General features: G+C 41.0%; 26 protein-coding genes. 14 read left to right on the top strand and 12 right to left on the bottom strand.

Features of this window, described 5'->3' with window-relative positions; translation table 11 throughout:
* Positions 1 to 506 precede the first annotated feature (506 nt).
* Entirely contained in the window at positions 507 to 881 is a 375-nt protein-coding gene (locus tag BV372_RS19760) for a translation initiation factor (RefSeq protein WP_086688203.1), read from the bottom strand.
* A gap of 93 nt (positions 882 to 974) precedes the next feature.
* Complete coding sequence (locus BV372_RS19755; RefSeq protein ID WP_086688202.1) at positions 975 to 1,466, bottom strand: hypothetical protein; 492 nt, start codon at positions 1,464 to 1,466, stop codon at positions 975 to 977.
* Positions 1,467 to 1,965: 499 nt separating this feature from the next.
* Here BV372_RS19755 and BV372_RS19750 point away from each other — a divergent pair, with 499 nt between their 5' ends.
* From BV372_RS19750 to BV372_RS19740, 3 genes are all read left to right on the top strand, one after another.
* The gene (locus BV372_RS19750) at positions 1,966 to 2,631 is read left to right on the top strand and encodes a hypothetical protein (RefSeq protein ID WP_086688201.1); all 666 of its coding nucleotides are present in this window, start codon (positions 1,966 to 1,968) and stop codon (positions 2,629 to 2,631) included.
* Between the two features lie 220 nt (positions 2,632 to 2,851).
* Positions 2,852 to 4,660, top strand: coding sequence for a P-loop NTPase fold protein (locus tag BV372_RS19745; RefSeq protein ID WP_256973333.1), 1,809 nt, complete (start codon positions 2,852 to 2,854; stop codon positions 4,658 to 4,660).
* A gap of 2 nt (positions 4,661 to 4,662) precedes the next feature.
* Entirely contained in the window at positions 4,663 to 6,114 is a 1,452-nt protein-coding gene (locus tag BV372_RS19740) for a DUF1802 family protein (protein WP_086688199.1), read from the top strand.
* Positions 6,115 to 6,173: 59 nt separating this feature from the next.
* Here the strand turns inward: BV372_RS19740 and BV372_RS19735 are convergent, their stop codons facing one another.
* Both BV372_RS19735 and BV372_RS19730 read right to left on the bottom strand, forming a co-directional pair.
* Positions 6,174 to 6,536: an aspartyl protease gene (locus BV372_RS19735; RefSeq protein WP_086688198.1), complete on the bottom strand. Its 363-nt coding sequence runs from the start codon at positions 6,534 to 6,536 to the stop codon at positions 6,174 to 6,176.
* Entirely contained in the window at positions 6,533 to 6,850 is a 318-nt protein-coding gene (locus BV372_RS19730; RefSeq protein WP_086688197.1) for a hypothetical protein, read from the bottom strand. Before BV372_RS19730 ends, BV372_RS19735 begins: the two co-directional genes overlap by 4 nt.
* 277 nt (positions 6,851 to 7,127) lie before the next feature.
* Between BV372_RS19730 and BV372_RS19725 the strand changes: the two genes are divergently transcribed.
* A complete protein-coding gene (locus BV372_RS19725) occupies positions 7,128 to 7,943 on the top strand; it encodes a hypothetical protein (RefSeq protein WP_086688196.1) in 816 nt (271 codons plus the stop codon).
* A 221-nt stretch (positions 7,944 to 8,164) separates the two neighbouring features.
* Here the strand turns inward: BV372_RS19725 and BV372_RS19720 are convergent, their stop codons facing one another.
* From BV372_RS19720 to BV372_RS19710, 3 genes are all read right to left on the bottom strand, one after another.
* Positions 8,165 to 9,751: a glucose-6-phosphate isomerase gene (locus BV372_RS19720; protein ID WP_086688195.1), complete on the bottom strand. Its 1,587-nt coding sequence runs from the start codon at positions 9,749 to 9,751 to the stop codon at positions 8,165 to 8,167.
* 105 nt (positions 9,752 to 9,856) lie between these two features.
* Positions 9,857 to 10,114 carry a cytotoxic translational repressor of toxin-antitoxin stability system gene (locus tag BV372_RS19715; RefSeq protein WP_086688194.1) on the bottom strand — a complete coding sequence of 86 codons (258 nt, stop codon included), beginning with the start codon at positions 10,112 to 10,114 and terminating at the stop codon, positions 9,857 to 9,859.
* A 10-nt stretch (positions 10,115 to 10,124) separates the two neighbouring features.
* Positions 10,125 to 10,322, bottom strand: a complete 198-nt coding sequence (locus tag BV372_RS19710) for a hypothetical protein (RefSeq protein ID WP_086688224.1) — start codon at positions 10,320 to 10,322, stop codon at positions 10,125 to 10,127.
* 183 nt (positions 10,323 to 10,505) lie between these two features.
* Here BV372_RS19710 and BV372_RS19705 point away from each other — a divergent pair, with 183 nt between their 5' ends.
* Together BV372_RS19705 and BV372_RS19700 are read left to right on the top strand one after the other, a co-directional pair.
* On the top strand, positions 10,506 to 11,639 hold the full coding sequence (locus tag BV372_RS19705; RefSeq protein ID WP_086688193.1) for a branched-chain amino acid ABC transporter permease: 1,134 nt from the start codon (positions 10,506 to 10,508) through the stop codon (positions 11,637 to 11,639).
* Positions 11,629 to 12,411 (top strand): ABC transporter ATP-binding protein, encoded by a 783-nt coding sequence (locus BV372_RS19700; protein WP_086688192.1) that lies wholly within the window; start codon positions 11,629 to 11,631, stop codon positions 12,409 to 12,411. Before BV372_RS19705 ends, BV372_RS19700 begins: the two co-directional genes overlap by 11 nt.
* 58 nt (positions 12,412 to 12,469) lie before the next feature.
* Here the strand turns inward: BV372_RS19700 and BV372_RS19695 are convergent, their stop codons facing one another.
* From BV372_RS19695 to BV372_RS19685, 3 genes are all read right to left on the bottom strand, one after another.
* A complete protein-coding gene (locus tag BV372_RS19695) occupies positions 12,470 to 12,934 on the bottom strand; it encodes an HIT family protein (RefSeq protein WP_179198158.1) in 465 nt (154 codons plus the stop codon).
* A gap of 4 nt (positions 12,935 to 12,938) precedes the next feature.
* Positions 12,939 to 13,508, bottom strand: a complete 570-nt coding sequence (locus BV372_RS19690) for a metalloregulator ArsR/SmtB family transcription factor (protein WP_086688190.1) — start codon at positions 13,506 to 13,508, stop codon at positions 12,939 to 12,941.
* A gap of 74 nt (positions 13,509 to 13,582) precedes the next feature.
* On the bottom strand, positions 13,583 to 14,200 hold the full coding sequence (locus BV372_RS19685; protein WP_086688189.1) for a metalloregulator ArsR/SmtB family transcription factor: 618 nt from the start codon (positions 14,198 to 14,200) through the stop codon (positions 13,583 to 13,585).
* A gap of 173 nt (positions 14,201 to 14,373) precedes the next feature.
* Between BV372_RS19685 and BV372_RS19680 the strand changes: the two genes are divergently transcribed.
* Both BV372_RS19680 and BV372_RS19675 read left to right on the top strand, forming a co-directional pair.
* Positions 14,374 to 14,592: a helix-turn-helix domain-containing protein gene (locus BV372_RS19680; protein ID WP_086688188.1), complete on the top strand. Its 219-nt coding sequence runs from the start codon at positions 14,374 to 14,376 to the stop codon at positions 14,590 to 14,592.
* A gap of 455 nt (positions 14,593 to 15,047) precedes the next feature.
* A complete protein-coding gene (locus BV372_RS19675) occupies positions 15,048 to 15,401 on the top strand; it encodes a helix-turn-helix transcriptional regulator (RefSeq protein WP_086688187.1) in 354 nt (117 codons plus the stop codon).
* Between the two features lie 70 nt (positions 15,402 to 15,471).
* On the opposite strand, the gene BV372_RS19670 is transcribed toward BV372_RS19675, so the two are convergent.
* Together BV372_RS19670 and glpX are read right to left on the bottom strand one after the other, a co-directional pair.
* The gene (locus tag BV372_RS19670) at positions 15,472 to 16,758 is read right to left on the bottom strand and encodes a glutamyl-tRNA reductase (protein ID WP_086688186.1); all 1,287 of its coding nucleotides are present in this window, start codon (positions 16,756 to 16,758) and stop codon (positions 15,472 to 15,474) included.
* A 95-nt stretch (positions 16,759 to 16,853) separates the two neighbouring features.
* Positions 16,854 to 17,891: a class II fructose-bisphosphatase gene (gene glpX / locus BV372_RS19665; protein WP_086688185.1), complete on the bottom strand. Its 1,038-nt coding sequence runs from the start codon at positions 17,889 to 17,891 to the stop codon at positions 16,854 to 16,856.
* 249 nt (positions 17,892 to 18,140) lie between these two features.
* Here glpX and BV372_RS19660 point away from each other — a divergent pair, with 249 nt between their 5' ends.
* The 6 genes from BV372_RS19660 to grxC all read left to right on the top strand — a co-directional run bounded on the left by BV372_RS19660 (position 18,141) and on the right by grxC (position 21,015).
* A complete protein-coding gene (locus tag BV372_RS19660) occupies positions 18,141 to 18,713 on the top strand; it encodes a DUF981 family protein (protein WP_086688184.1) in 573 nt (190 codons plus the stop codon).
* 107 nt (positions 18,714 to 18,820) lie between these two features.
* Entirely contained in the window at positions 18,821 to 19,942 is a 1,122-nt protein-coding gene (locus BV372_RS19655) for a hypothetical protein (RefSeq protein ID WP_179198157.1), read from the top strand.
* Between the two features lie 96 nt (positions 19,943 to 20,038).
* Positions 20,039 to 20,212 carry a hypothetical protein gene (locus BV372_RS38410; protein ID WP_086688183.1) on the top strand — a complete coding sequence of 58 codons (174 nt, stop codon included), beginning with the start codon at positions 20,039 to 20,041 and terminating at the stop codon, positions 20,210 to 20,212.
* Positions 20,209 to 20,421, top strand: coding sequence for a hypothetical protein (locus tag BV372_RS19645; protein ID WP_086688182.1), 213 nt, complete (start codon positions 20,209 to 20,211; stop codon positions 20,419 to 20,421). Before BV372_RS38410 ends, BV372_RS19645 begins: the two co-directional genes overlap by 4 nt.
* A 29-nt stretch (positions 20,422 to 20,450) precedes the next feature.
* Complete coding sequence (locus BV372_RS19640; RefSeq protein WP_086688181.1) at positions 20,451 to 20,642, top strand: DUF981 family protein; 192 nt, start codon at positions 20,451 to 20,453, stop codon at positions 20,640 to 20,642.
* A gap of 58 nt (positions 20,643 to 20,700) precedes the next feature.
* Positions 20,701 to 21,015: a glutaredoxin 3 gene (gene grxC, locus BV372_RS19635; RefSeq protein WP_086688180.1), complete on the top strand. Its 315-nt coding sequence runs from the start codon at positions 20,701 to 20,703 to the stop codon at positions 21,013 to 21,015.
* Positions 21,016 to 21,116: the final 101 nt, after the last annotated feature.

Raw genomic sequence — 21,116 nt, 5'->3', positions numbered from 1 at the left:
CTAAAGATACAAAGCCTGCCTCCGCAGGCTATAGCAGTCCTTTTTCGCATTTAGCCCACGCAGGTGGTGAGACCAGCGCTGCTCTAGGGTTTCCCTCCGCAGGCGACTGGCGTTATCGTAGCGTAAAGCCTTCGGCATAGCTTCGCTTAGAGCGACGAAGGAGCGTCACCCGAAGGGGCTTCGTTTCTATAGCCCCAGGCTTGCAGCCTGAGGGGGTTTAACAGACAAACTGAGGATTTTTCTTACTTGTGTGTACACCGTAGCCGCATCAGAGAGGGGCAGACAAATTCTAATTTTGGGCAGAAAATAAAATTCATTACCATAAAAAGCTAAGCTTTTTCAGCCTCTCCCCGTTGCGGGGAGACGTTTGGAGAGGGGTCTCTTTAAATACGTCGAACGTTAACAAAAGTAAGAGGCAGTAGCATTTAAAACTACTGCCTTGTTTACTATTCTGCCAAGTTATTCTTTGATCAAAAATTACGGACGTATCAAAATCTTAGTTTGCTTTAGCGGCGGTATTCCTCATCGGCTGGATCGCCGTAGGGATCTTCGCTAGCTGGGCGAACATCGCCATATCCTTGGTCGGCTGGGTCGCCGTAGGGATCTTGGCTGGCGGGGATGGCGTTACCGTAAAAGTCGGCTGGGTCACCGTAGGGGTCTTGACTGGCGGGGATGGCGTTCCCGTAAAAGTCTGCTGGGTCGCCATAAGGGTCTTGGCTAGCGGGGGTAACGTTACCATAAAAGTTCTGGTCGGCTGGGTCACCGTATGGATCTTCGCTGGCTGGACGTACCTGGCGATCGCGGTAATCCTCTTCTTCAGCTTGATTGTCGTTCCTTCCTAAGAACAAATCCTTCGCCTTGCGGAAAAAATCATCTACCATGATCTATGTCCTTTGTGAATATCGTGGTTCCACGTGCGCGACAGGCGTTATCTTCGGGAAGTCGCTTTGATTTACACACACGTTTCACTCAATTTAAAGTGCTGGAGCTTCAGTTGCAGTTATGCCACTTAAATCTCGACCTGTAGCGCGCCCGTTAAAGCCTTGGTAGTCGCGGTATCTTTGCGCTTCGGATTCAGGTACTCGAATTCCTTCTGATGGTGGAGTTACCCAATGAGCGCGGTGTTGAGCATCGCGGTAGTATACACGCCCGTTTTTAGAAAGGTAGTACTTGCCTTGGGCCCCTTCTTGTGAAGCATTCTTATGCTGGTTGTAGAGATAGTAAAGTGCTGCGGCTCCTGCCAAAATTGCTACTTTCTGCCCAGTACCCAATCCTTTCTTAGCTTGGGGTTGGTTTGTGGTGTTGCGATCGCTCACTGTTCTACCAGAACTATCATCAACTGGTGGTGGTACATTAGCAGTGCGGGAACCTCCGCAGCTAGTCAGCACGGGTACTATTAGCAATGCTGACAGACAAATTGCCAGCAGACGCGAAACTATTTTACGCTCTCCGTATGTTGTGTTCATCGTTTTTCGTGGTTAACTGCATTTGCTAAAGCCGTGCTGTTGCAAAAACAGAATTGGAATTGCGAGTATTTTTCCTGACATTGAAAAAATCTTGGGCGCTCATTCACAACAGCACAAGTAAAGCGTTTCACTTTAATAGTGATGCAGTTTTGCAAGTATTCCATCCTGCCTTTGAAAGAACTGTATTCATCCGAAGGAAATATGTTGTGAATCAATCAAGTATTTTGTGCATATTTTTGGCAGGGGGTAGCGATCGCTATTCTTCATCGCACAGAGTTTCTAGCAGTTACTGCCTATTAAGGATTAGAAGATTACAAATATAAATTTATGTTTCATAAATAACTAAGCATTTTCCTGTAATCGTGTTCTAGTGCTTATTTGCAATTAGAGATGCAGACATAATTATCATTTTTTAGGCAAATTTATGATGGTTCCTAAGTAGCCAAGGTAAAAAAAATAAAACTATCATGATAAAAGTAAGTTAAATAGGCTACATAGAATGGACGTAAAAAAGAATAATTTAACTAAAACTCGTCTGCTTCTGGCTTTGTGGGATTTGGGAGGAACGCAGCAAGAAGTAACAAAAGGACTACTCACCAAGAGAATTGTATCTAAGGGCAAGAAGGTAGCAGATTATCAAAGCGTATTTGAGGAATTGCAGAAACAGGAAGTGATCGCAATCTCCAAAAAGGGGTACTCTTTGGCATCTCCCAAGGGTTTAGAGGTACTGGGTGAGGGTTTGAAAGATAGAGATTTTAAGTTTGAAGGGACGATTGTTGGTACTTGGGCGGCTAATGCCTTGGTGCGGTGGATTAGGCAGATAGATGTTGCGGTAGCTAGTACATCTGCATTAGTTAATGGGAAGAGCCAGAGAGATGCGATCGCATCTTACGAAGAGTTCAAGCCAGTGGTGTTGGAAGTCTACGACAAGCTGAATCACAACTACAACCTCAACGATTTAGTGCCAATTTATAGGATGAGAAGAGAAGTAGAGGGTTGTATTAGTCGTGAGCATTTCGACGAATGGCTTCTAGAAATGCAGGCTAGCGAAATTTTTCAGTTGATGGCAGGAGAAATGCGAGATATTACCCCAGATAAACGTGATGACTCGATCACTATTCCTGGCGGTGGATTGCGTTACTACGTTAAGCGTTTAGATTCCTAAAATTCTCTAAATCTTTGTGTAGTTCTTTATTTTAGAAAAAATCACTATGAACAATTCACCAGTTTCTCCAATAGAGTCCCTCGACACCGCCATCAGAAGTTACAATCCATTTATCAACGCTGGGATAGTCAAAGAACAGGATGTCTGGGCAAAAGGATTCCTAGATGTGCCAACTTTGAATTCCCACGCTTCCGATGCGGTTTTTCAGGCAATTGAGCTTGTGCGTAATAGCCAATCTACTCAAGAGAAGGTGACATCAATTGCCATAACCGCTCAACAGGGAGTAGGTAAAACTCACATACTCAGTCGTATTCGCCATCAGCTAAAAGCAAATGGAAGTGCTCTGTTTGTTTATGCAGGCGTTAATAATTATACAGATTTAAATCTAGTCAAATACCAATTCCAACAAACTTTGACTGATAGCCTCGGCAATACTGGTAGCCAAGGAGTAATGCAATGGCAGGAAGTGGCATCAGCAATGGCGAACGAAGGATTTAAAGCCATTGATTCTAACTTTCCTAGCCTTTCTCCTGAAATATTGGTTGAACGATTTGACAAAGTATACACAACTTGGTTGGCTAAAAACAAGAATTTGATGAATAGGCTAACCAAAGAAGTTCTCAAAACAAAACCAAATGCAGATCCCTACATTATCCGAGCTATTTTATGGACGCTTTCAGAAACTCAAGCATCTTTTGCAATTAAATGGTTGTCTGGCGATGAGTTAGCAAATTCTAATGCTGAGGCTTTAGGATTACCAAATCCTACTAAAACTAATCAGGATAGAGAAGCTGAAGCACTTAAAAATGTTCAGCAAATTGTTAATTTGGTGAGTTACTACAACCCTATAGTAATTTGTTTTGATGAAATAGATGTAGAAAATAACTGTAGTTCTGAGGGGTTAACAACTCCACAAGTAATTGCGGATTTAGTAAAACGCCTACATGATACTCTGGAACAGTCTGAACTCGGACGAGGTGTTGTTATTCTTACAGTCATGCTGCCTGATACATGGACAGATAAAGTAAATTTAATGCCAGGCGGTACGCCAGATAGAGTTTCTAAATATACACAACGCAAACCTATAGATTTAAAAACTCTTAATGCTGATTCTATGGTTGAATTAGCTACTATTTGGTTGAAAGAATTTTATGAATTCAGGAATTTAAAACCTCATAATCTACTTTACCCATTTGAAGAGAGCGAATTAAGAAAATATGGTAAAAATGGATTGACTGTAAGGGAAGCTTTGAAATGGTTTACTGAAAACTTTAAAGTTGTTGGGAAAAATTCACTACCAGAAGATCCATTGCAGCGATTCTATTTGGCTTTAGAGAAAGAAAGCCAATCAAACCCTCTAAATTCTCTAGAGGATAATCACCTAATTACTTGTGCTTTATTGTTTAGTTTCCAAACATTGAAAGGAGAAATTTTGGAGGGAGAAACTTCCTCAGGAGAAAAATTAGAACAATTAAAAATAGAAGATGTTATAGAATTTTCGGAGAAGCCGCCTAATAATGGCTATATAAATTTTAAAATTATTGCATATGAAAAAGACAACTTGATCAAGATTGGAGTGGCTGTACTCCAGCCTCCTAAGAAATCTATACTTTCGGGACTCAATCGATTAATTGACTACAATAAGTTTGATATAACTCGTGGCTGTATAGTACGCTCTTACGACAAAAAAATAGATAAAAGAGGAGAAGCATACAAGTTATTAGAACATCTAAAATATAATTTGGGTGGTGAGTGGGTAGATTTAAAATCAGAGGAAGTCACAGAACTAGTTTACTTTTATTCTGTTTATCATAGATGTGAAGACTACCAGCTAACTAAAGAGCAAGTTATAGATTTTTCCCGGATGTTTACTCGTAAAAATCCTTTGCTCCTTGAAATTTTGAGTAGTCCTTCAAGTCATATTAATGAAGAGATTATTGAGGGGGAAGAACTATTAAACTGCTTCCTCAATCCTTCTAGCGTTGAAACTACAGATGACTCAGAAGATCTGAGTGAATTGTTGAGTTAAACATGAGCGAAAAACTTGTGCTGGACACAGCATTTTGCCTACCAGCTTGCGATATTGAAGCATTAACTGAAGGACGAATCATTGCCGCAATTACTGGAAGATTTATTAATCCAGGGCGGCAATTTGCTCTCTGTCCAACTAATGTATTGATTAATTTAGAATCCCTAGAGCAATACTACCACCCAAGTTTTTTGCCTACTGCCCAAACAGCTTTAGCAAAAGTAGACTCTAAAAAAATTTTGATTAGCGCTTGGGCTAAGTGTGAAGGATGCAAAATGTTCACCACTGATTCCTTTGATGCTTTATCGAAGTTAACAGTCTGGACAAAAAAAACATTACAGTATGAGCTTGGACAACGATCTCATATTTTTTTAGCTTACCTGCACGTCTCTCTACTACAACCGATTGAGATTTCGGTGCAACCTCAAAATCGTCAATTTGTGCCTTTACGTCCTTCTTTGAATATTCTTGATACAAAATTAGTATTAAGCGATCGCATCTTCGCCCAACGCAAACGCCAGTTAGAAAAATTAGAACCACCACTGCACCCTGAAGTGGAAGAATTACAGAGTTCATTAGCCTCCTTTAGTATTACTAACCCAGCTGCTAAAGAATTAGATGACGAAATAAAAGTATTTTTAGGTTGGAGTAGTAACAAACTTATTAAGCAACCCGATCCAAATTTAGATTGGATCAATAAAATTGCAGCATTGGGTAATCGCAGTCAGCAAGAAGATGAGGGAAAAAGTAATTATCAAGCTGGGACAGATTTTGAAATTATAGTTCGCAAGAGCCTTGAGTTTTTAGGCTTTACCGTTGATTATTTCCATAGAGGTGGTGCTGGTGGCGTAGATTTATTCTGTTCACAACCATATCCACTAGTTGGAGAATGTAAAGCTGGTAAAAAAATTCCTAACGATACTGCTGTACAACTACTAAATTTGGGAACGCTACGCCTGAAAAGTCAAGAATTATTTAAGCAAGCAACTAAATTAATTATTGGCCCTGGTGAACCGACAACTCAACTTCAAGATGCAGCAAAAGTACAAGATATGGCTATTATTAACCCAGAAACACTTGAGAAATTAGTCAAGTTACAAAGTATCTATCGAAATTCAATAGATTTATTTAAGCTAAAAAACTACCTTAAATCTGGTCAATCTGATGACGAAGTTGATAAATATATTGGCCAAGTTTACAAAGAAATTAGTCTGCGATCGCACATCATCCAGCTTGTCAAAAATTATCTGCAAAACTCAGGTGTAGACTCTGCTGGTGTGGATACTTTACATGGTGCGTATTTTGGCTCAAATACACCACAGAAACTACAAAAACAAGAAATGCACGAAATTTTGATTGAACTTTCCTCACCATTAACAGGCTATCTAGGGCGAGAAAAAGGAAGTGATTGGAAAAGCGATCGCTTTTACTATCTACGCGACTTACCCCTTTAGTTATCTTACCTTCGCGCCCTTCGTGCCCTTCGTGGTTCGTTTCAAAAGTGCGATCTGTTTTATCCCAGCGTCAATATCCCAACCTGATAATTCACCACTAACGGCAAAATCTTCAGCCACTCTGAACCTAACAATACCTCTGTAATTTCATTCCCTGCATAAACAGGAATTTCATACTCTTGTTCATCCAAGAGTAGCGTACCCGAATAAATCAAAAATCTTGTTTCTCCCTGCGCAGTTCGCAAAAGTTCCTCACCGCTGTAAACCCAATCAAGATCATTTACATCTTGTCTATTAATAGCTAAAAAGCCTGTAAAACCAGTATCTAACATAGCATCTACAGGCAGATTTAGCCCATCATTAGTAATCAAATCTATTTCAAAAAATAGCTGCCCCTCACTACCAAAAATACCCTGAATCATATTCTGCCAGTAGTTCCCGTCTCATTCAGACAATATACAAAATGTCTCTTATTTGGGTACTTTTCTAGAACTTTTTTGTGAGCTTGCATTCTATCTGCATCAATGAAGTAATCACCACTATCAGGCTCCACACCAACATACCAGCCATAGTGTTCTTCAATTAAATCGGGACGTACACGCTCAAAAATTGCCCAACAACGCCGATCAAATGCTTCATCTTCAGCTTTACACCTAGCCAATTCCTCTGGTGATAAAGTTCTTTCTGGAAAAATTCGTCCTCTACGTGCAGGTTGTTTTGGTGTTGATTGCATCACACTTTTAACCTCAATTCTGGTTACTGCTTTGAATTCATTTTACATCTATCAAATTCTTAAAGATATTTCCAGACATATAGATATGAACACAATTTTTCATGCCAATGGGTGCGTAGGCGTAGCCCGCACTTCGGCAAGCTCAGTGACCATCGTAGACATCGCTCAAGCTTAAATTAATTTAACAAAAACATAAATGCGATGGACCCAATACCCCCCATCCTCTATCGCATAAACTCCTGATAAACTAACCAGACTCACACGCTTCAGTAATTCATTTATGGCTAAAAAATTAGCATTTCTCACTATACATGGTATGGGAGAAACTGATAAAAACTATTATCAAATTCTCAAACAGTCTCTAGAAAAACCTTTAGGTAAAGATATTTGGGCTAAAGTTCACTTTGAGCCAATTCACTATCAGTCCGATCTGCAAGATTACCAATATAGTGTCTGGGAAAAAATGCGGCAAAGCGCACCTCTATCTTGGCAAGATTTGCGAAAATTTATGCTGTTTGGATTTAGCGATGCATCTGCAATAGAGCATCGTGCAACAGATGATGGCAGTGTTTACAAAAAAATTCAAAAATCTATTATTTATTCTTTAAAAATTGCCAAAGAACAATTTTCTAATAATGATGTGCCTATCATCATTTTAGCTCATTCTTTAGGTTGCCAAGTTATCTCTAACTATCTTTGGGATATTCAGAGAAATAAAGGTATTTGGCAGTTAGGTAGCTCTGATTATCCACAATTTCAACCAGAACAAGAAGATTTTTTGAAGTTGAAATCTCTCCGATATCTATTTACTACTGGCTGCAATATTCCCTTATTTGTAGCTGGATTTGCAGAGATTGTAGCAATCTCTAAGCCCAGTGCTAATTTTAAATGGTTTAACTATTACGACAAAGATGATGTTTTAGGATGGCCATTGAAACCTTTATCTCCTTCTTATGATTTAGTAGTAGAAAAGGATATAGAAATTGATTCAGGTAATCTTTGGCAATCGTGGAATCCCCAAAGCCATGATGGTTACTGGGCTGATGAAGATTTTATCGAGCATTTGTCTCAAATAATTAAGAGTTTCAATGTATAGTCAATTCCGTTGCTGGGATTCAACTTTTTTATCACGCAGAGCCGCAGAGTCGCAGAGGAGAATCCAAGAGTGTGTCTAAAAATATGGAAACTGCTGTACAAGAGTTAAGCATCCGAAAAATAGAAGTTTGAGCTTCAACTCTTAGGATGCTTAACCATAAAAAATTGTTGCATTGGCAACAATAGCGGCAGGGAGTCAGATTGATGTTCTAGATGTGTCCGTCAGTCGGCAGAAACTTTTAAACTACTGGGTTGTCCAAGATTTCCATGCAACACCACACCTCGTTGATTGGCGTGCAAGTGACGCAGAATTTTGTAAATTGCCTCAGTTTGTTCGGCTGCACCTGCTTTCTCGGCAATTTCTTCTAAAGAAAAGGCAGATTTTTCGTTTTGCAGCACTTCTAAAACGCGTTTTTGTAAGTCAAGAATAGTCGCGGCGGCTTTTTTACCAGCTTCTACCCCTGGTTGATGGTAAGCGTTGATGTTGACCAAGCTAGCATACAAACCAACAGCACGCTCATACAAAGCAATTAACGCTCCGACAGTACGAGCATTAACTTGGGGAATAGTGACTGTAATTGAATCGCGCTGATTTTCGTAAAGCGCTTGTCGAGTTCCTTGCAGAAAACCAGAAAGATAATCGCCTGAGGTGACACCAGGATCGATTTCTGGAGATGGACTTTTACGATCTTCTAAAACTTCGATGAAGGTAACAAAGAAATTTGGTACACCTTCGCGCAACTGCTGAACATAAGCATGTTGATCCGTTGAGCCTTTGTTGCCGTAAACGGCAATCCCTTGATAGACGGTGTTACCATCTAAGTCTTTTTCCTTACCCAAGGATTCCATTACCAGCTGTTGCAAATAGCGACTGAACAAAAGCAAGCTGTCCTTGTAAGGAAGCACAACCATGTCTTTTTCACCTTTGCCATTGCCAGAAAAGTACCAAGATAAGGCAAGTAGGGCTGCTGGGTTATTTTTGATGTCAGCTTGTCGGGTAGCGTCATCCATTTCTTTGGCACCCTCTAGCATGGCGCGAATATCAATGCCTTGCAATGCAGCTGGTACTAGCCCAACAGTAGACATTTCTGAGGTGCGTCCTCCTACCCAGTCATACATGGGAAACCTAGCCAGCCAGCCTTCAGCTTTAGCTACTTTATCTAAGTTGCTATCCACGCTGGTAATAGCTACGGCATATTGAGCAAATTCCAAATTTTGCCCAGCATAGGCTTTTTTGACTTCAATCATGCCGTTGCGTGGTTCAGGTGTTCCTCCAGATTTAGAAATTACCAAGACTAAAGTGCTGGCGAGGCTATTTCGCAAGTGAGTGAGAATGCGATCGATCCCCGCCGGATCGCTATTGTCGATAAAGTGAATTTTCAGAGGTGGAAAATCAGGGGAGAGGGCTTCAGCGACAAATTCAGGGCCGAGGGCAGAACCACCGATGCCAATGGAGATAATATCAGTGAAGCGTTGAGCTCTGGGAGGATGAATAGCACCTGTTTGAATTTTTTCTGCAAAGGCTTCAATTTGTTCTAGGGTTTGGACAATTTCTTGCGTAAGTTCTGGAGTAGGTGCTAAATCAGGATTTCGCAGCCAGTAATGTCCAACCATGCGATTTTCGTCCGGATTGGCGATCGCACCCTTCTCCAGTGCTGCCATATCCGTAAACGCCTTATCAAACTTCGGCCGCAACGATTCCACAAAGGTATCATCAAACCGCATCCGGCTCACATCTAAGTACAGTCCTAATCCCTCGTGGAAATATAACCAATTCTGGTATCGTTGCCAAAGTGCCCTAGCATCCATAGGGAAATCTCAAGTAAAGTGTTTTTCAAAAACCAGTTTAATGTAAGGTTATAGCGATCCCTGCTTTGCCTTATACAGTTTTAAGTGTTGACTTAACTTATGTCTTTAGACATCCGGCATAGGTATGACACGCAAAAATTTAACAATTTCTCCCCTGACTTCGATTCCAATTAAATAATTATCTATCGTAAAGCGATGAAATATACCCTCACTATCCAGTTGCCGTAGTTCTGGGACAGAACGCATCTGCCAATGGTGGGGGAACTCGGCAAAGACAAATTCATACACCTGCTCGTAGGCAGATGGTTCTAAATTCTTCAGATCTAATAAAAAAGATCTGGCATAGCGCACTTCTACAATCACAAGGCGTCACTCAGAAAAACATTAACAGTCGAATCGCTTCTTCTTGGGTTAAGATGTCCCACGGTTGCTGCGATCGCTTGACTTGTTCTATGGCTTTGAGCATATAAAAGTCACAATGCAGGTTGTGGACAACGTCCCAAGTGCTTTGCAGATCTTCATCCTCTAACTGCTCGATTAAGTGATGGATTCTCGTTCGCAGCAAATTCATATATTTAGTTATTACCCCTAACCCAACCATAGTATGCCCACAAAATTGGCAATGGTTAACCGCAAGTCGGCACGATCCTCTACAATCTGGGGGCAGAGGGGCAGGGGAGACAAATGACCATTGATTATTGACTCTTGCCCAATGCCCAATGCCCAATGACAAATGACTATTAAATAAATTCGTATGTTTGAATATTTAATCTTTTTAGCAATTTCTACAGCCACTTTTGCGCTGTTCGGTTTGGGACTGAACTTGCAGTGGGGTTTTACAGGGTTAATTAATTTTGGTCATATTGCTTTTATGACCTTGGGAGCATATACAACGGTATTGTTGAGCTTAAAGGGTGTTCCTATACTATTGTCCGCAGTTGTCGGGGCAATTGTCGCCGCCTTGTTGGGCTTGGTAATTGGTTTCGCTACTCTGCGCTTGCGAGAAGATTATCTGGGAATTGTCACCATCGGCGTGGGAGAACTAATTCGTTTGGTGGTGAATAACCAGGATTTACCCGTGGGTGACACTTGGATATCTGGAGCGTTTGGTATCCAAAGTTACCCTATACCTCTATCAACAACACCCAATTTATTTTTTAGATTACTGATGATAACACTGCTGACGCTGCTTTTGGCTGTAACTGTCTTTTCATTGTGGCGGTGGATTCGCACTACCAGAGTCTCTGGTGTTACCGAAACATTGACAAGAAAAACTAGCAAACAAGAATTTGCATCCCGTTTGGGAGTGGGGATAATCTTGGGGTTGTTGGCAGTAATTATTTATATATCTGGGATCATCACCCTGTATAACTACATTCCTAAAGCGGGTTTAATGCTGGTATCGCTGTTGGTATTAGCATTTGTATTCTGGCGCTTGGAAATGTTGGTGCGATCGCCTTGGGGTCGAGTCCTCAAAGCTATCCGCGAAGATGAGGAAATTCCCAAAGCCCTAGGGAAAAATGTTTTTTGGTATAAATTACAATCGCTGATGTTAGGCGGTGCGATCGCCGGCATTGCTGGTGGTTTCTTCGCTTGGCAACTCAGTGCTGTTTACCCAGATAATTTCCAACCACAGCTAACTTTTGACGCTTGGATCATGGTGATTTTAGGCGGTTCTGGTAATAATATCGGCACAATTTTGGGTGCGGTGGTTTACTTTGCTTATGATGCTATTACTCGCGAAGTCTTACCTAAAATCATTCCCCTTGACGAAGCACGTCTGGGTGCATTTCGCATCATGGTTATCGGTTTAATTTTGATGGTACTGATGATTTGGCGTCCACAAGGTATCTTAGGGAAAAAGGAGGAACTTACCCTTGGTAAATAACCAGTCACCCCAACTTCCCCTGCTGGCGGCCACTGGACTTTCTAAAAGCTTTGGTGGTATCAAAGCAGTCAATGACGCCAATATAGAAGTAGCTAAAGGCAGCATCACAGGATTAATTGGTCCTAATGGTGCTGGCAAAACTACCTTTTTTAACTTACTGTCTAATTTCATCCGTCCAGATAAAGGGCGAGTAGTTTTTGATGGCGAACCAATTCATCACCTGCAACCATACCAGATCGCCCAACAAGGAATAATTCGTACCTTTCAGGTAGCCCGGACTCTCTCACGGTTGTCGGTGTTAGAAAATATGCTACTGGCGGCGCAAAAACAAACTGGTGAGAATTTTTGGCAGGTGCAGTTACAACCGCAGGTTGTGGCGAAGGAAGAAAAGCAATTAAAAGAACAAGCGATGTTCTTGTTAGAGTCAGTGGGATTGGCAAAAAAAGCCCATGACTATGCTGGTGGTTTGTCTGGAGGACAACGCAAGCTACTAGAAATGGGACGGGCGCTGATGACTAATCCCAAGTTAATTTTGTTAGATGAACCAGCCGCTGGGGTGAATCCCAGATTGATTGATGATATTTGCGATCGCATTCTCAACTGGAACCGCCAAGATGGCATGACGTTTCTGATTATCGAACACAATATGGATGTGATCATGTCCTTGTGCGATCGTGTTTGGGTGCTGGCTGAAGGAAAAAATCTAGCTGAGGGTACACCCGCAGAAATTCAAACTAATCCAAAAGTTTTGGAAGCCTATCTAGGAAAATAACAGATAAGGCGGCATTGGAGATGGGATATTACAGTTGTTAACTATAATTCCCACTCAATCATAAATGTTCGATTTCATGGCGCACTTTTGCTGCTACTGCTGCGGCTGCTTCAGCGCTTATCCACTTGCCAAAACTTAGTTGATTGGCTAACTTTTTGAAACGCAAGTAAATTAACAATTGAAGATTACCTACTGGCATATCCCAGGCGCGGGGAATAACGTGAAAGTGGATGTGCTGAACTTGTTCACCCCAAGAACAAACATGAATCTTGGCTGGTTTCATTACCCGCGATAATGCCAAACAGGTTTTTCGGATAATGGGGCCTAAAGCAATAGCTTCTTGTGGTGTCAAATCTGCTAAATTTTCGCAATGTCTTTTAAGTTTGATAATTAAATATCCCGACAACAGAACAGGAACTAAAGAATGTTCGACAATCCAATAATCGTCTTCGTAAATCGTTCCCCCAGGAGCTTTAACTTTTCCAGCTAGGACATTACAAGCAAGACACCCACTTACTAACACGCTCTCATTTCCTCCAATAAACGCCATTTTCTCGCTGCATTAATTGAGAAGCAATCAACTCGCGCCGCAGAGTAGCGCAATCAGAATGATAACGCTTGATAACTTCATTCACTATACTTTCAGGGTACTGAACCTCCTGCTCAAATTTGCTTACCAGCCACTGAAGAATCACTAGGCGCTTTTTGCGGCTAGCAGGAATTTCCTTGAGGCTTTGGGCAGGTTCCTCACCTTCTGTATAGTTTTGCAATACTCTGTTAGCCCACACATCACTATCAAAGCTCTCAACTAAAGATGCTATTTTCTCGGTTGTGAAAACTTTCTTACTTAAGTTTTGCAATATCTCACTTTCTAATCGATAGAAGTGGGTGTTACCTTCAGGGTGCATACTCACCAATTCTAATTCTTTGAGTTTCATTAGATGATGTGATACAGTCGGCTCTTTAAGTTGTAGTAGCACCGCCAATTCCTCAACGCTGCAATCCTGATTAGCTAAAATACCTACAATTTTCAATCGACTCTCGTCTGCCAAAGCCTTGAAAAAATGCAGCAAGAATTGAAACTGCTCTTTATGCATAACCACTAATTAGATAGACATCTAATTAGTAGTATATTTAAATTAATGTATACATCTGCTCTGGCAGCACCATCTTATAAGACAGTATTAGAGACTGGTTTGACATCTGTGTTATACCGCCAATAAACCCCATTTTCTCGCTGCATTAACTGGTAACCAATTAACTCCCGCCGCAAGGTAGCGTAGTCAGGATGATAGCGCTTTAGGGTTTCATTCACTGCTCGTTCTGGATATTGAACCCCTTGCTCAAATTTACTCGCCAACCACTTGAGAATGACTAAGCGCTTTTTGCGGCTAGCAGGAATTTCCTTGAGGCGTTGTACTTCCTCTGTATAGTTGTGATCGTGCTCTAAGTAGTTGCTTAAGACTTTGCTTTCCCAAGCTTCAGTATCTACATCTCCAATTAAGGATGCTATTTTCTCTGGGGTAAAAATTTCCTTGCTAATATTTTGCAAAGCTTCGCTATCTAATTGGTAGAAGCGGCTATTACCCTCAGGGCGCATAGTCACCAAATTCAGTTCCTTGAGTTTTGACAAATGATGGGATACTGTCGGTTCCTTGAGTTGTAATAGCACTGCTAATTCTTCAACACTACACTCTTGGTTAGCTAGAATACCTACAATTTTTAATCGGCTTTCATCCGCTAAAGCTTTAAAAAATTGCAGTAAAGTCTGAAACTGTTCTTTCCTCATAGTTTGTTATAATCAAATTCGACTTCGATCTAATTAGAAAGAAATCGAATTAGCTATGTTGTTCTCCTCTAAACAGGCAGAGGGGGTGTTTTGCTTTATTGTGAACTATTGTTAATTTTGCGATTTGTTCTGTCAAAAGTTGAGATTTCTTAAGTTGTTCTTTACATTTCGCTATGTTGAGACCATTCACAAGTCGGAATAGATGGAAAGCAAGTATATCCAAGCAAGGTACTTCCTTGGTAGAAGCAGCTAGATTCTTAGGCGTAGACCAAAGTACTCTGTATATGGCTCTGCAAAAAGGACAAATTCCCACCAGCAGAAGAAATGGGAAAAATGTCATCAGCCAAGGCGCTTTAATGGACTATAAAGTTAGAACTCGGCCTGTTCTCTAAGCAATTCGCTCATGCAAGTGTTAACAATTCTGTTAAAAATCTAATCTGCTCAATCTCTAAATTGTTCTTTAATGGTGATACTCTAAGAGGAAAAGTTTGTATAAGAATTCCTTTTAGCTTACACCATTAATTTTAATGTTTGCGAGTAACTAGAAATATACTTAGCAAAGTTCTATTACCTAAAAAGCTTAAATATACTAACATAGGTTTTGCTATGTCTTTGATTAATAATAATTGTTGTCCTATTTACAATGTCTATTAATAAATAATCAAAATATTGCTGAGTCCAGAAGCTTGGAGCATTTTTCGCGATCGCAAACAACTCTGAATTTTCTAGCTTTAGCCATGTACAAACAACCTGAAAACGGCTATTAATACGAATTGCCGAGGAAAACCTTATATTACTATATAATATGATAGTAAATATAAGCCCATAAATTTATTTTTAATTTTTCATATCAGAGATAGTTCCTGGTGCCTTAAGCCCAGTTGCCGACTATTTCAAAGTACTATCTGAAGTCAGTTGGTTACAAGTTTTGTGTTGTTTAAAACCTAGTGTAAAAAATGCCACAGAAATTATCGCTGCAACTGGACTAGGACAGGCAAATGTATCTAAGCATCTCAAAGTTTTGACTCAGGCTGGTATTGTTAAAAGAACACCAATAGGTGTCAGCGTAATTTATGAAATCGCCGATCCGATATGTTTGCGCTTATGCGAATTAGTATGCGATCGCTTAACTGTAAGACTACAAGAACAAAGCCAACAATTAGGCAACTTGAAATCTTTGGCGACGAGCAAAAAGCTATGACACGGTGCATTATTAGTGCGTTAGAATTCAGCCCAACGCACCAATAATGCTAAGTCCAGATTTAGCTAATTTAGCTAAACTGTTCCTCTGCATCTAAGTTAAATAACATTTGCAGAGTCTGCATACATCGGCGTCTGGCTTCCACATCCTGCTGCGCTCGCAATTGCACCATCGGATCGTGTAAAATTTTGTTAACTATTCCTCTTGTTAAAGCTTCGATTACTTCTTGATGTTTTTCTGCAAATTCCGAACCCAAGCGCGACAATGCTTTTTCTAATTCTTGTTCGCGGATAGTTTCGACTTTATTGCGCAGACAGCTAATGGTGGAGACAGTTTCTAGACTACGCCACCAAACATCAAAAGCTTCTACTTCTTCATCTAATATTTTCTCAGCCTCTTGAGCCATTTTCCGACGGCTTTCGTAGTTTTGCGCGACTACAGCCTTCAAATCGTCCACATTAAAAGCTTGCACATTGGCTAGCTCATTGACGTCTGCATGGACGTTGCGTGGTACGGAAATATCAAATAGCATTAGAGGCTGCTTAGGCTCTAAAACCATTTCTAATTTAGCCCGATCCAGTATTGGGTCTGTTGAAGAAGTACTGGTAAATACCAAATGGCTCTGAGAAATTACTGTCATCATTTCTGATAGAGAATAAATTTCCAGAGGCTGATCGGGGAACAGCTTAGCCAATTCTAAGGCGCGATCGCGAGAGCGATTTAAAATACTAATTTGCCCAGCACCTTTAGAAATTAAATGCTGTACCAACAAGCGCGACATTTTACCAGCACCGAGAATTGCCACTCGGCAAGCAGCTAAATTTTCCACCTTCATGTGCGCTAACTCCACCGCTGCCGAACTGATGGAGACTGCCCCAGTACCAATGCTAGTTTCTGTACGAACTCGCTTACCTGCTGTTAAAGCTTGTTTAAATAACCGATTCAAAATTGTTTTTATACCGTTATATTGCTGCCCCAGTTTGTGGGTATTCTTAACCTGAGCCAGAATTTGTCCTTCGCCAAGGACTAAACTATCTAAACCAGCTGCAACGCGCATGACATGCATCACAGCGTCATCATGCAGCAACATAAACAGATGTTGTCGTAAAGATATTACAGGCAATTTACTGTATTCGCCAAGAAACTGAGTTACCTCCCGGATACCGTGTTCTGTTTCACTCGTCACGATATAAATTTCCAGGCGGTTACAAGTACTGAGTATGGCAACTTCGTCAATATGGGGATAGCTGGTAAGTTGAGCGATCGCGCTTTCTGTTTGAGGTTCTGGAATGCTCAGCTTTTCCCGGATTTCTACTGGGGCTGTTTTATGGCTTAACCCCACCACTGCTATATTCATCTGCTAATTGGTAATTGCTAAATGGTAAATGGTAAGTGGTGAATGGTCAGTAAAGGAGTTAGGAAGCGAATTCATAACTCCTAACTCCTCACTCTTTAACGCAATTGTACGGTCTTAGGCTCATCAAACAGGTGGATGGTATCCACAAACCGAGCCGTTTTTGACTGGTTGGAAATAACTAGGCTTTGAGTTCTAGCCCCGCCTTTGAAAAAGCGTACACCTTCCATCAGATTTCCAGAGGTGATACCACTACCAGCAAACAGGATAGTTTCACCAGATGCGAGTTCATGAGCATCGTAGACCTTATCCGGGTCATTGATATTCATAGACCGCAGACGCTCTAGGTTGGCTTCTTTGCTTTCGCCAATTAAACCTGTTTTGACGACTGCTGGATCGTAGATTAGCTGACCTTGGAAATGTCCACCTAAAGCACGCATAGCGGCTGCGGAAATAACGCCTTCAGGGGCAGCACCGATACCCATCAGCGCATGGATATTAGTACCAGCAAAACCACAAGATATGGCTGCACCCACATCACCATCGGAAATCAGTTGCACTCTCGCCCCAGCGTCGCGGATTTCTTTAATCAAATCGTTGTGGCGTTCGCGCTTCATCACGACTACCACAAGTTCTTCAATAGAGCGATCTAGACACTCGGAGAGAATTTTGAGGTTTTCTGTTGCTGACTTGTTGATGTCCACCTTGCCCTTAGCTGCTGGGGGTGCTGCTAACTTCTTCATGTAGAAGTCAGGAGCCGCGAATAATCCACCTTTTTCCGAAATTGCCAATACAGCCATCGAGCCTGGTTGTCCGTATGCTACCAAGTTCGTACCTTCACAAGGGTCAACGGCAATGTCAATTTCGATTAATTCATCTGGGTTACAGAAGTCTTTAGCATCTGGACGGGAGCAGATACCTACCTCTTCCCCTATATATAACATGGGGGCATCATCGCGTTCGCCTTCGCCAATCACAATGCGACCACGCATATAAATTTTGTTCATCCGTTCCCGCATTGCTTCCACTGCCACTTGGTCAGCAGTGTTTTTTTCGCCTTTACCCATCCACTTGGCGGATGCGATCGCGGCTTGCTCAACTACCTCAATAATCTCTAATCCAAGTGTATTTTCCACAGAGTCGCCCTCTCAACTGCTTGACTTAGCGTCGTTTTATCTAGCTATTCCAGTCTTCAAGTCTACCAAAGGGCGGATACACGTGGAAAATAGTCTTGCTACTCCTGTATGTTAAGTTTTGCTGCTATAAATTTTGTCAAGTGCTAGTTGTGACATCTTTCTGTGTTTTCAACTGTCCCAATAAATAGTAATTAATCTCAATTAATTAGAAAATTATAGTAACAACAGAAAGCCATCTAGAGGTAAATCGTGTTTATTGACTACATCACACTCATGTTGATCAATATGGTCGCCGGGTTATTTTTACTGGCAGATTACGTATATCGCGGCATAGATAGCGATAATCAGAAACGGTGGATTCCTGGCTTTGGAGTTACAGGTGCGATCGCATTCACAACTGGATTACACATGAGCTTTACTTGGCCAATTAGGGGTAGTTTTAACATCGCTTTCGGTGAAACGACACTTTTATTTGGCATCTTGTTTATTGCAGCTGCGATCGCCCTTTCTTTGGGATGGGATTTACTAACGCTGGCAATTTACGCTTTCTTCGCAGGTTTGGTTGCAATTGTTATCGGTTTCCGCATCATCAACTTGGGTATTACACAACAACCATTAATGTCAGGAATAGGCTTTATTCTCACCAGATTGAGTGGCGTTTGTGCTGCACCAACTCTCTACTGGAAAACAAACAGAACTTGGCGGTTAATTGGTGCAGCTGTGTTGATCATAGCAGCGCTAATTTGGGCGTTGACTGGTTATTTGGCTTACTGGAATCATTTAGACAGTTTCCAAAAATGGGTTCCAGCCCCAATGCGATGACTAATTCTGGATTTGTCAATTGTGAGAAATCCGGATTTTGCCAAAATTGGCACAGTCACTCCTAAATATGTATGGTGTTATTTACCTGACTCATTATCAAATAAAAAATGACGAACCATAAGCTCTCTCAACAACGAAATCTATACCGTTTTGATCCTGTTGCATATTTAGTAATTGAAAAACTTCGTCTTTTCCCTCTAACTTTTGCACTTTTGGCAGCAGTTACTGCTATTGGAGTTTATTTGTTTATTGGATGGGTAAGTAATACACTATGGTCTAAGCCAGGGCAGATGGGGTTGCTTCAAGACTGGATTCCCTGGTTTGTAGGAATCTTTATCAGTCCAGTTACATTGGGATATTACTTGTGGAGTTTTAAAGCAATCAATAAAGTAATTCAAGACCTTGAAACATCTGACGTATTAGAAATTGACAAATTAGAGATTGATCAACTCGTTATTAACCTTTATTCTCAAAAATGGCGCAAACTTTCTGCACTTGCCAGTGCTATCTTTTTCAGCATTATTGTTTTTATAGTCAGACCTAGATTAGAAGACAGTTGGACTAGCTCTAGTCTTCTGCCAGGATTGACCATTACGATTGCCACATTTGCAGTCGTATATATGGGTAGTATACTTGTCCTCAATCTAATTACAAATATTTGGATTTTCTATAAAATTTTAGGGAAGAAGAATCTCGATATTAATCCTCTTCATCCTGATCGCTGTGGCGGTCTTCAATGTCTGAGTGATTACTCGCTTAAAACCGCCTATCTAGTTAGTGTTTTGGGTATCTGGATTGGCGTGATTGAGTATCAGGTGATTACACAAGATGTCGGAAAAGGATTCTCGTTTGTTCATCTCGTAATTCCATTGTATATTTTTCTATCAGTGGTATGTTTTTTTGGGCCATTGCTGGCAGCACATAGCGGTATGAAAAAAGCTAAAGAAGAGTCTTTACATAAAATTGCTCGACAATTCCGAGCAGAGTATTCAGGAATTTATACTAGTCTGGCTGAAGACACAGAAACTTTTAAGAAAAAATCTGAAAAAATTCAGCAGCTACGCACTTTATACACGATGAATGATGAGCTACCCGTTTGGACCTTCGATGTCAAAACTTTCCGCCGATATCTCTTAACTGTGCCTACTCCTCTTATTGGTACTTTATTTGGTATAGTTCAAAAACTGTTAATAACTCTACTTAAGCAACAGCTTATCAAACTTAGCTAGTTAAAAGCTTTATCAGGTAAAACTCAAATTTATTTATCTATAGAGTTTTACTTTCAAAGATGGTTTGGTTTGCAATTGGAAGGTGCGCTTCAGAATATGCCAACGCAAGAACAAATCGAAACCTGTTTCATTCTCAGCTACAGATTAACTAAAATGTATGTACCAATATATTTAGTAACTGTAGATAGTCGTACAAAAGACGTATTTATCTTGGCTGGGGACGAAACAGAAATCATCATTAACACCAATGGATATTGGAGGTATTTGTGAGCAAGCCTGATTTCACAACAATGACCCGTCCCGAATTTCGTCAATATATCCTTGAGCATAGGGAAGATGAAGAAGCGCTTCAAATCTACATTGACAGGTTCCAAAACCCCAACGCCAAAGTTTACCCAGCACCCAAGTCATTAGAAGATTTAGAGAATTTCCCTGAAATTCACCGCCAACATCTAGAACAGCAGCGCAAACAAGGATAAAACTAGTCTCAGAACCAGAGGAAGAAGGGATGCAATGGCGTGATCGCTTCTGGGGAAGGGTAAAATTAAAAACTTTCTATTGGAAACCAAACCGAACCTGGCGGTTAATTGGTGCAGCAGTGTTAATCGTAGCGGCGCTGATTTGGGCATTAGCTAGTTATTTGGCTTACTGGAATCATTTAGACAGTTTCCAAAAATGGGTTCCAGCCCCAATGCGATGAACAATGCCAGCAATGATCTAGGCTAGAGACAATTCACACAAATCGATAAGATGCAAATATGCTGGATTTTCTCAATCCCTTGTTAAATCGCCATCCAGAGCGAGTTAAAGCTAACGTCGAAATCTACACCTGGCAAACTTGCCCTTACTGTATCCGCGCTAAGATGCTGCTGTGGTGGAAAGGCGTTGAATTCCAAGAATACAAAATCGACGGCGACGAAGCAGCCAGAGCTAAAATGGCAGAACGAGCTAATGGACGCCGCACAGTACCCCAGATTTTCATCAATAATCAGCATGTTGGTGGCTGTGATGATCTTTATCAATTGGATACACAAGGTCAACTCGACTCTCTCTTAGCCCAAACAGCCGTTTAAACACAAAATTAACCTGAGTTCGGGATAAGGAAAAGGACAGGTAGTAAGCTGAAAATAACAACAAATCCAGCAACCTGCCCTATGTTTAGTTTAGATGCTTT

The sequence above is a fragment of the Nostoc sp. T09 genome, from assembly GCF_002154695.1.
Classification (GTDB): Bacteria; Cyanobacteriota; Cyanobacteriia; order Cyanobacteriales; family Nostocaceae; genus Aulosira.
This window is presented reverse-complemented; position numbering and strand designations above follow the sequence as displayed.

What these genes read in the sequence shown, in the direction of transcription:
- BV372_RS19760 (WP_086688203.1), bottom strand. Translation starts at nt 881, where the DNA reads ATGGTAGATGATTTTTTCCGCAAGGCGAAGGATTTGTTCTTAGGAAGG.
- BV372_RS19755 (WP_086688202.1), bottom strand. Translation starts at nt 1,466, where the DNA reads ATGAACACAACATACGGAGAGCGTAAAATAGTTTCGCGTCTGCTGGCA.
- BV372_RS19750 (WP_086688201.1), top strand. Translation starts at nt 1,966, where the DNA reads ATGGACGTAAAAAAGAATAATTTAACTAAAACTCGTCTGCTTCTGGCT.
- BV372_RS19740 (WP_086688199.1), top strand. Translation starts at nt 4,663, where the DNA reads ATGAGCGAAAAACTTGTGCTGGACACAGCATTTTGCCTACCAGCTTGC.
- BV372_RS19735 (WP_086688198.1), bottom strand. Translation starts at nt 6,536, where the DNA reads ATGATTCAGGGTATTTTTGGTAGTGAGGGGCAGCTATTTTTTGAAATA.
- BV372_RS19725 (WP_086688196.1), top strand. Translation starts at nt 7,128, where the DNA reads ATGGCTAAAAAATTAGCATTTCTCACTATACATGGTATGGGAGAAACT.
- BV372_RS19720 (WP_086688195.1), bottom strand. Translation starts at nt 9,751, where the DNA reads ATGGATGCTAGGGCACTTTGGCAACGATACCAGAATTGGTTATATTTC.
- BV372_RS19710 (WP_086688224.1), bottom strand. Translation starts at nt 10,322, where the DNA reads ATGAATTTGCTGCGAACGAGAATCCATCACTTAATCGAGCAGTTAGAG.
- BV372_RS19705 (WP_086688193.1), top strand. Translation starts at nt 10,506, where the DNA reads ATGTTTGAATATTTAATCTTTTTAGCAATTTCTACAGCCACTTTTGCG.
- BV372_RS19690 (WP_086688190.1), bottom strand. Translation starts at nt 13,508, where the DNA reads ATGCATAAAGAGCAGTTTCAATTCTTGCTGCATTTTTTCAAGGCTTTG.
- BV372_RS19685 (WP_086688189.1), bottom strand. Translation starts at nt 14,200, where the DNA reads ATGAGGAAAGAACAGTTTCAGACTTTACTGCAATTTTTTAAAGCTTTA.
- BV372_RS19680 (WP_086688188.1), top strand. Translation starts at nt 14,374, where the DNA reads ATGTTGAGACCATTCACAAGTCGGAATAGATGGAAAGCAAGTATATCC.
- BV372_RS19670 (WP_086688186.1), bottom strand. Translation starts at nt 16,758, where the DNA reads ATGAATATAGCAGTGGTGGGGTTAAGCCATAAAACAGCCCCAGTAGAA.
- BV372_RS19655 (WP_179198157.1), top strand. Translation starts at nt 18,821, where the DNA reads ATGACGAACCATAAGCTCTCTCAACAACGAAATCTATACCGTTTTGAT.
- BV372_RS38410 (WP_086688183.1), top strand. Translation starts at nt 20,039, where the DNA reads ATGCCAACGCAAGAACAAATCGAAACCTGTTTCATTCTCAGCTACAGA.
- BV372_RS19640 (WP_086688181.1), top strand. Translation starts at nt 20,451, where the DNA reads ATGCAATGGCGTGATCGCTTCTGGGGAAGGGTAAAATTAAAAACTTTC.
- grxC (WP_086688180.1), top strand. Translation starts at nt 20,701, where the DNA reads ATGCTGGATTTTCTCAATCCCTTGTTAAATCGCCATCCAGAGCGAGTT.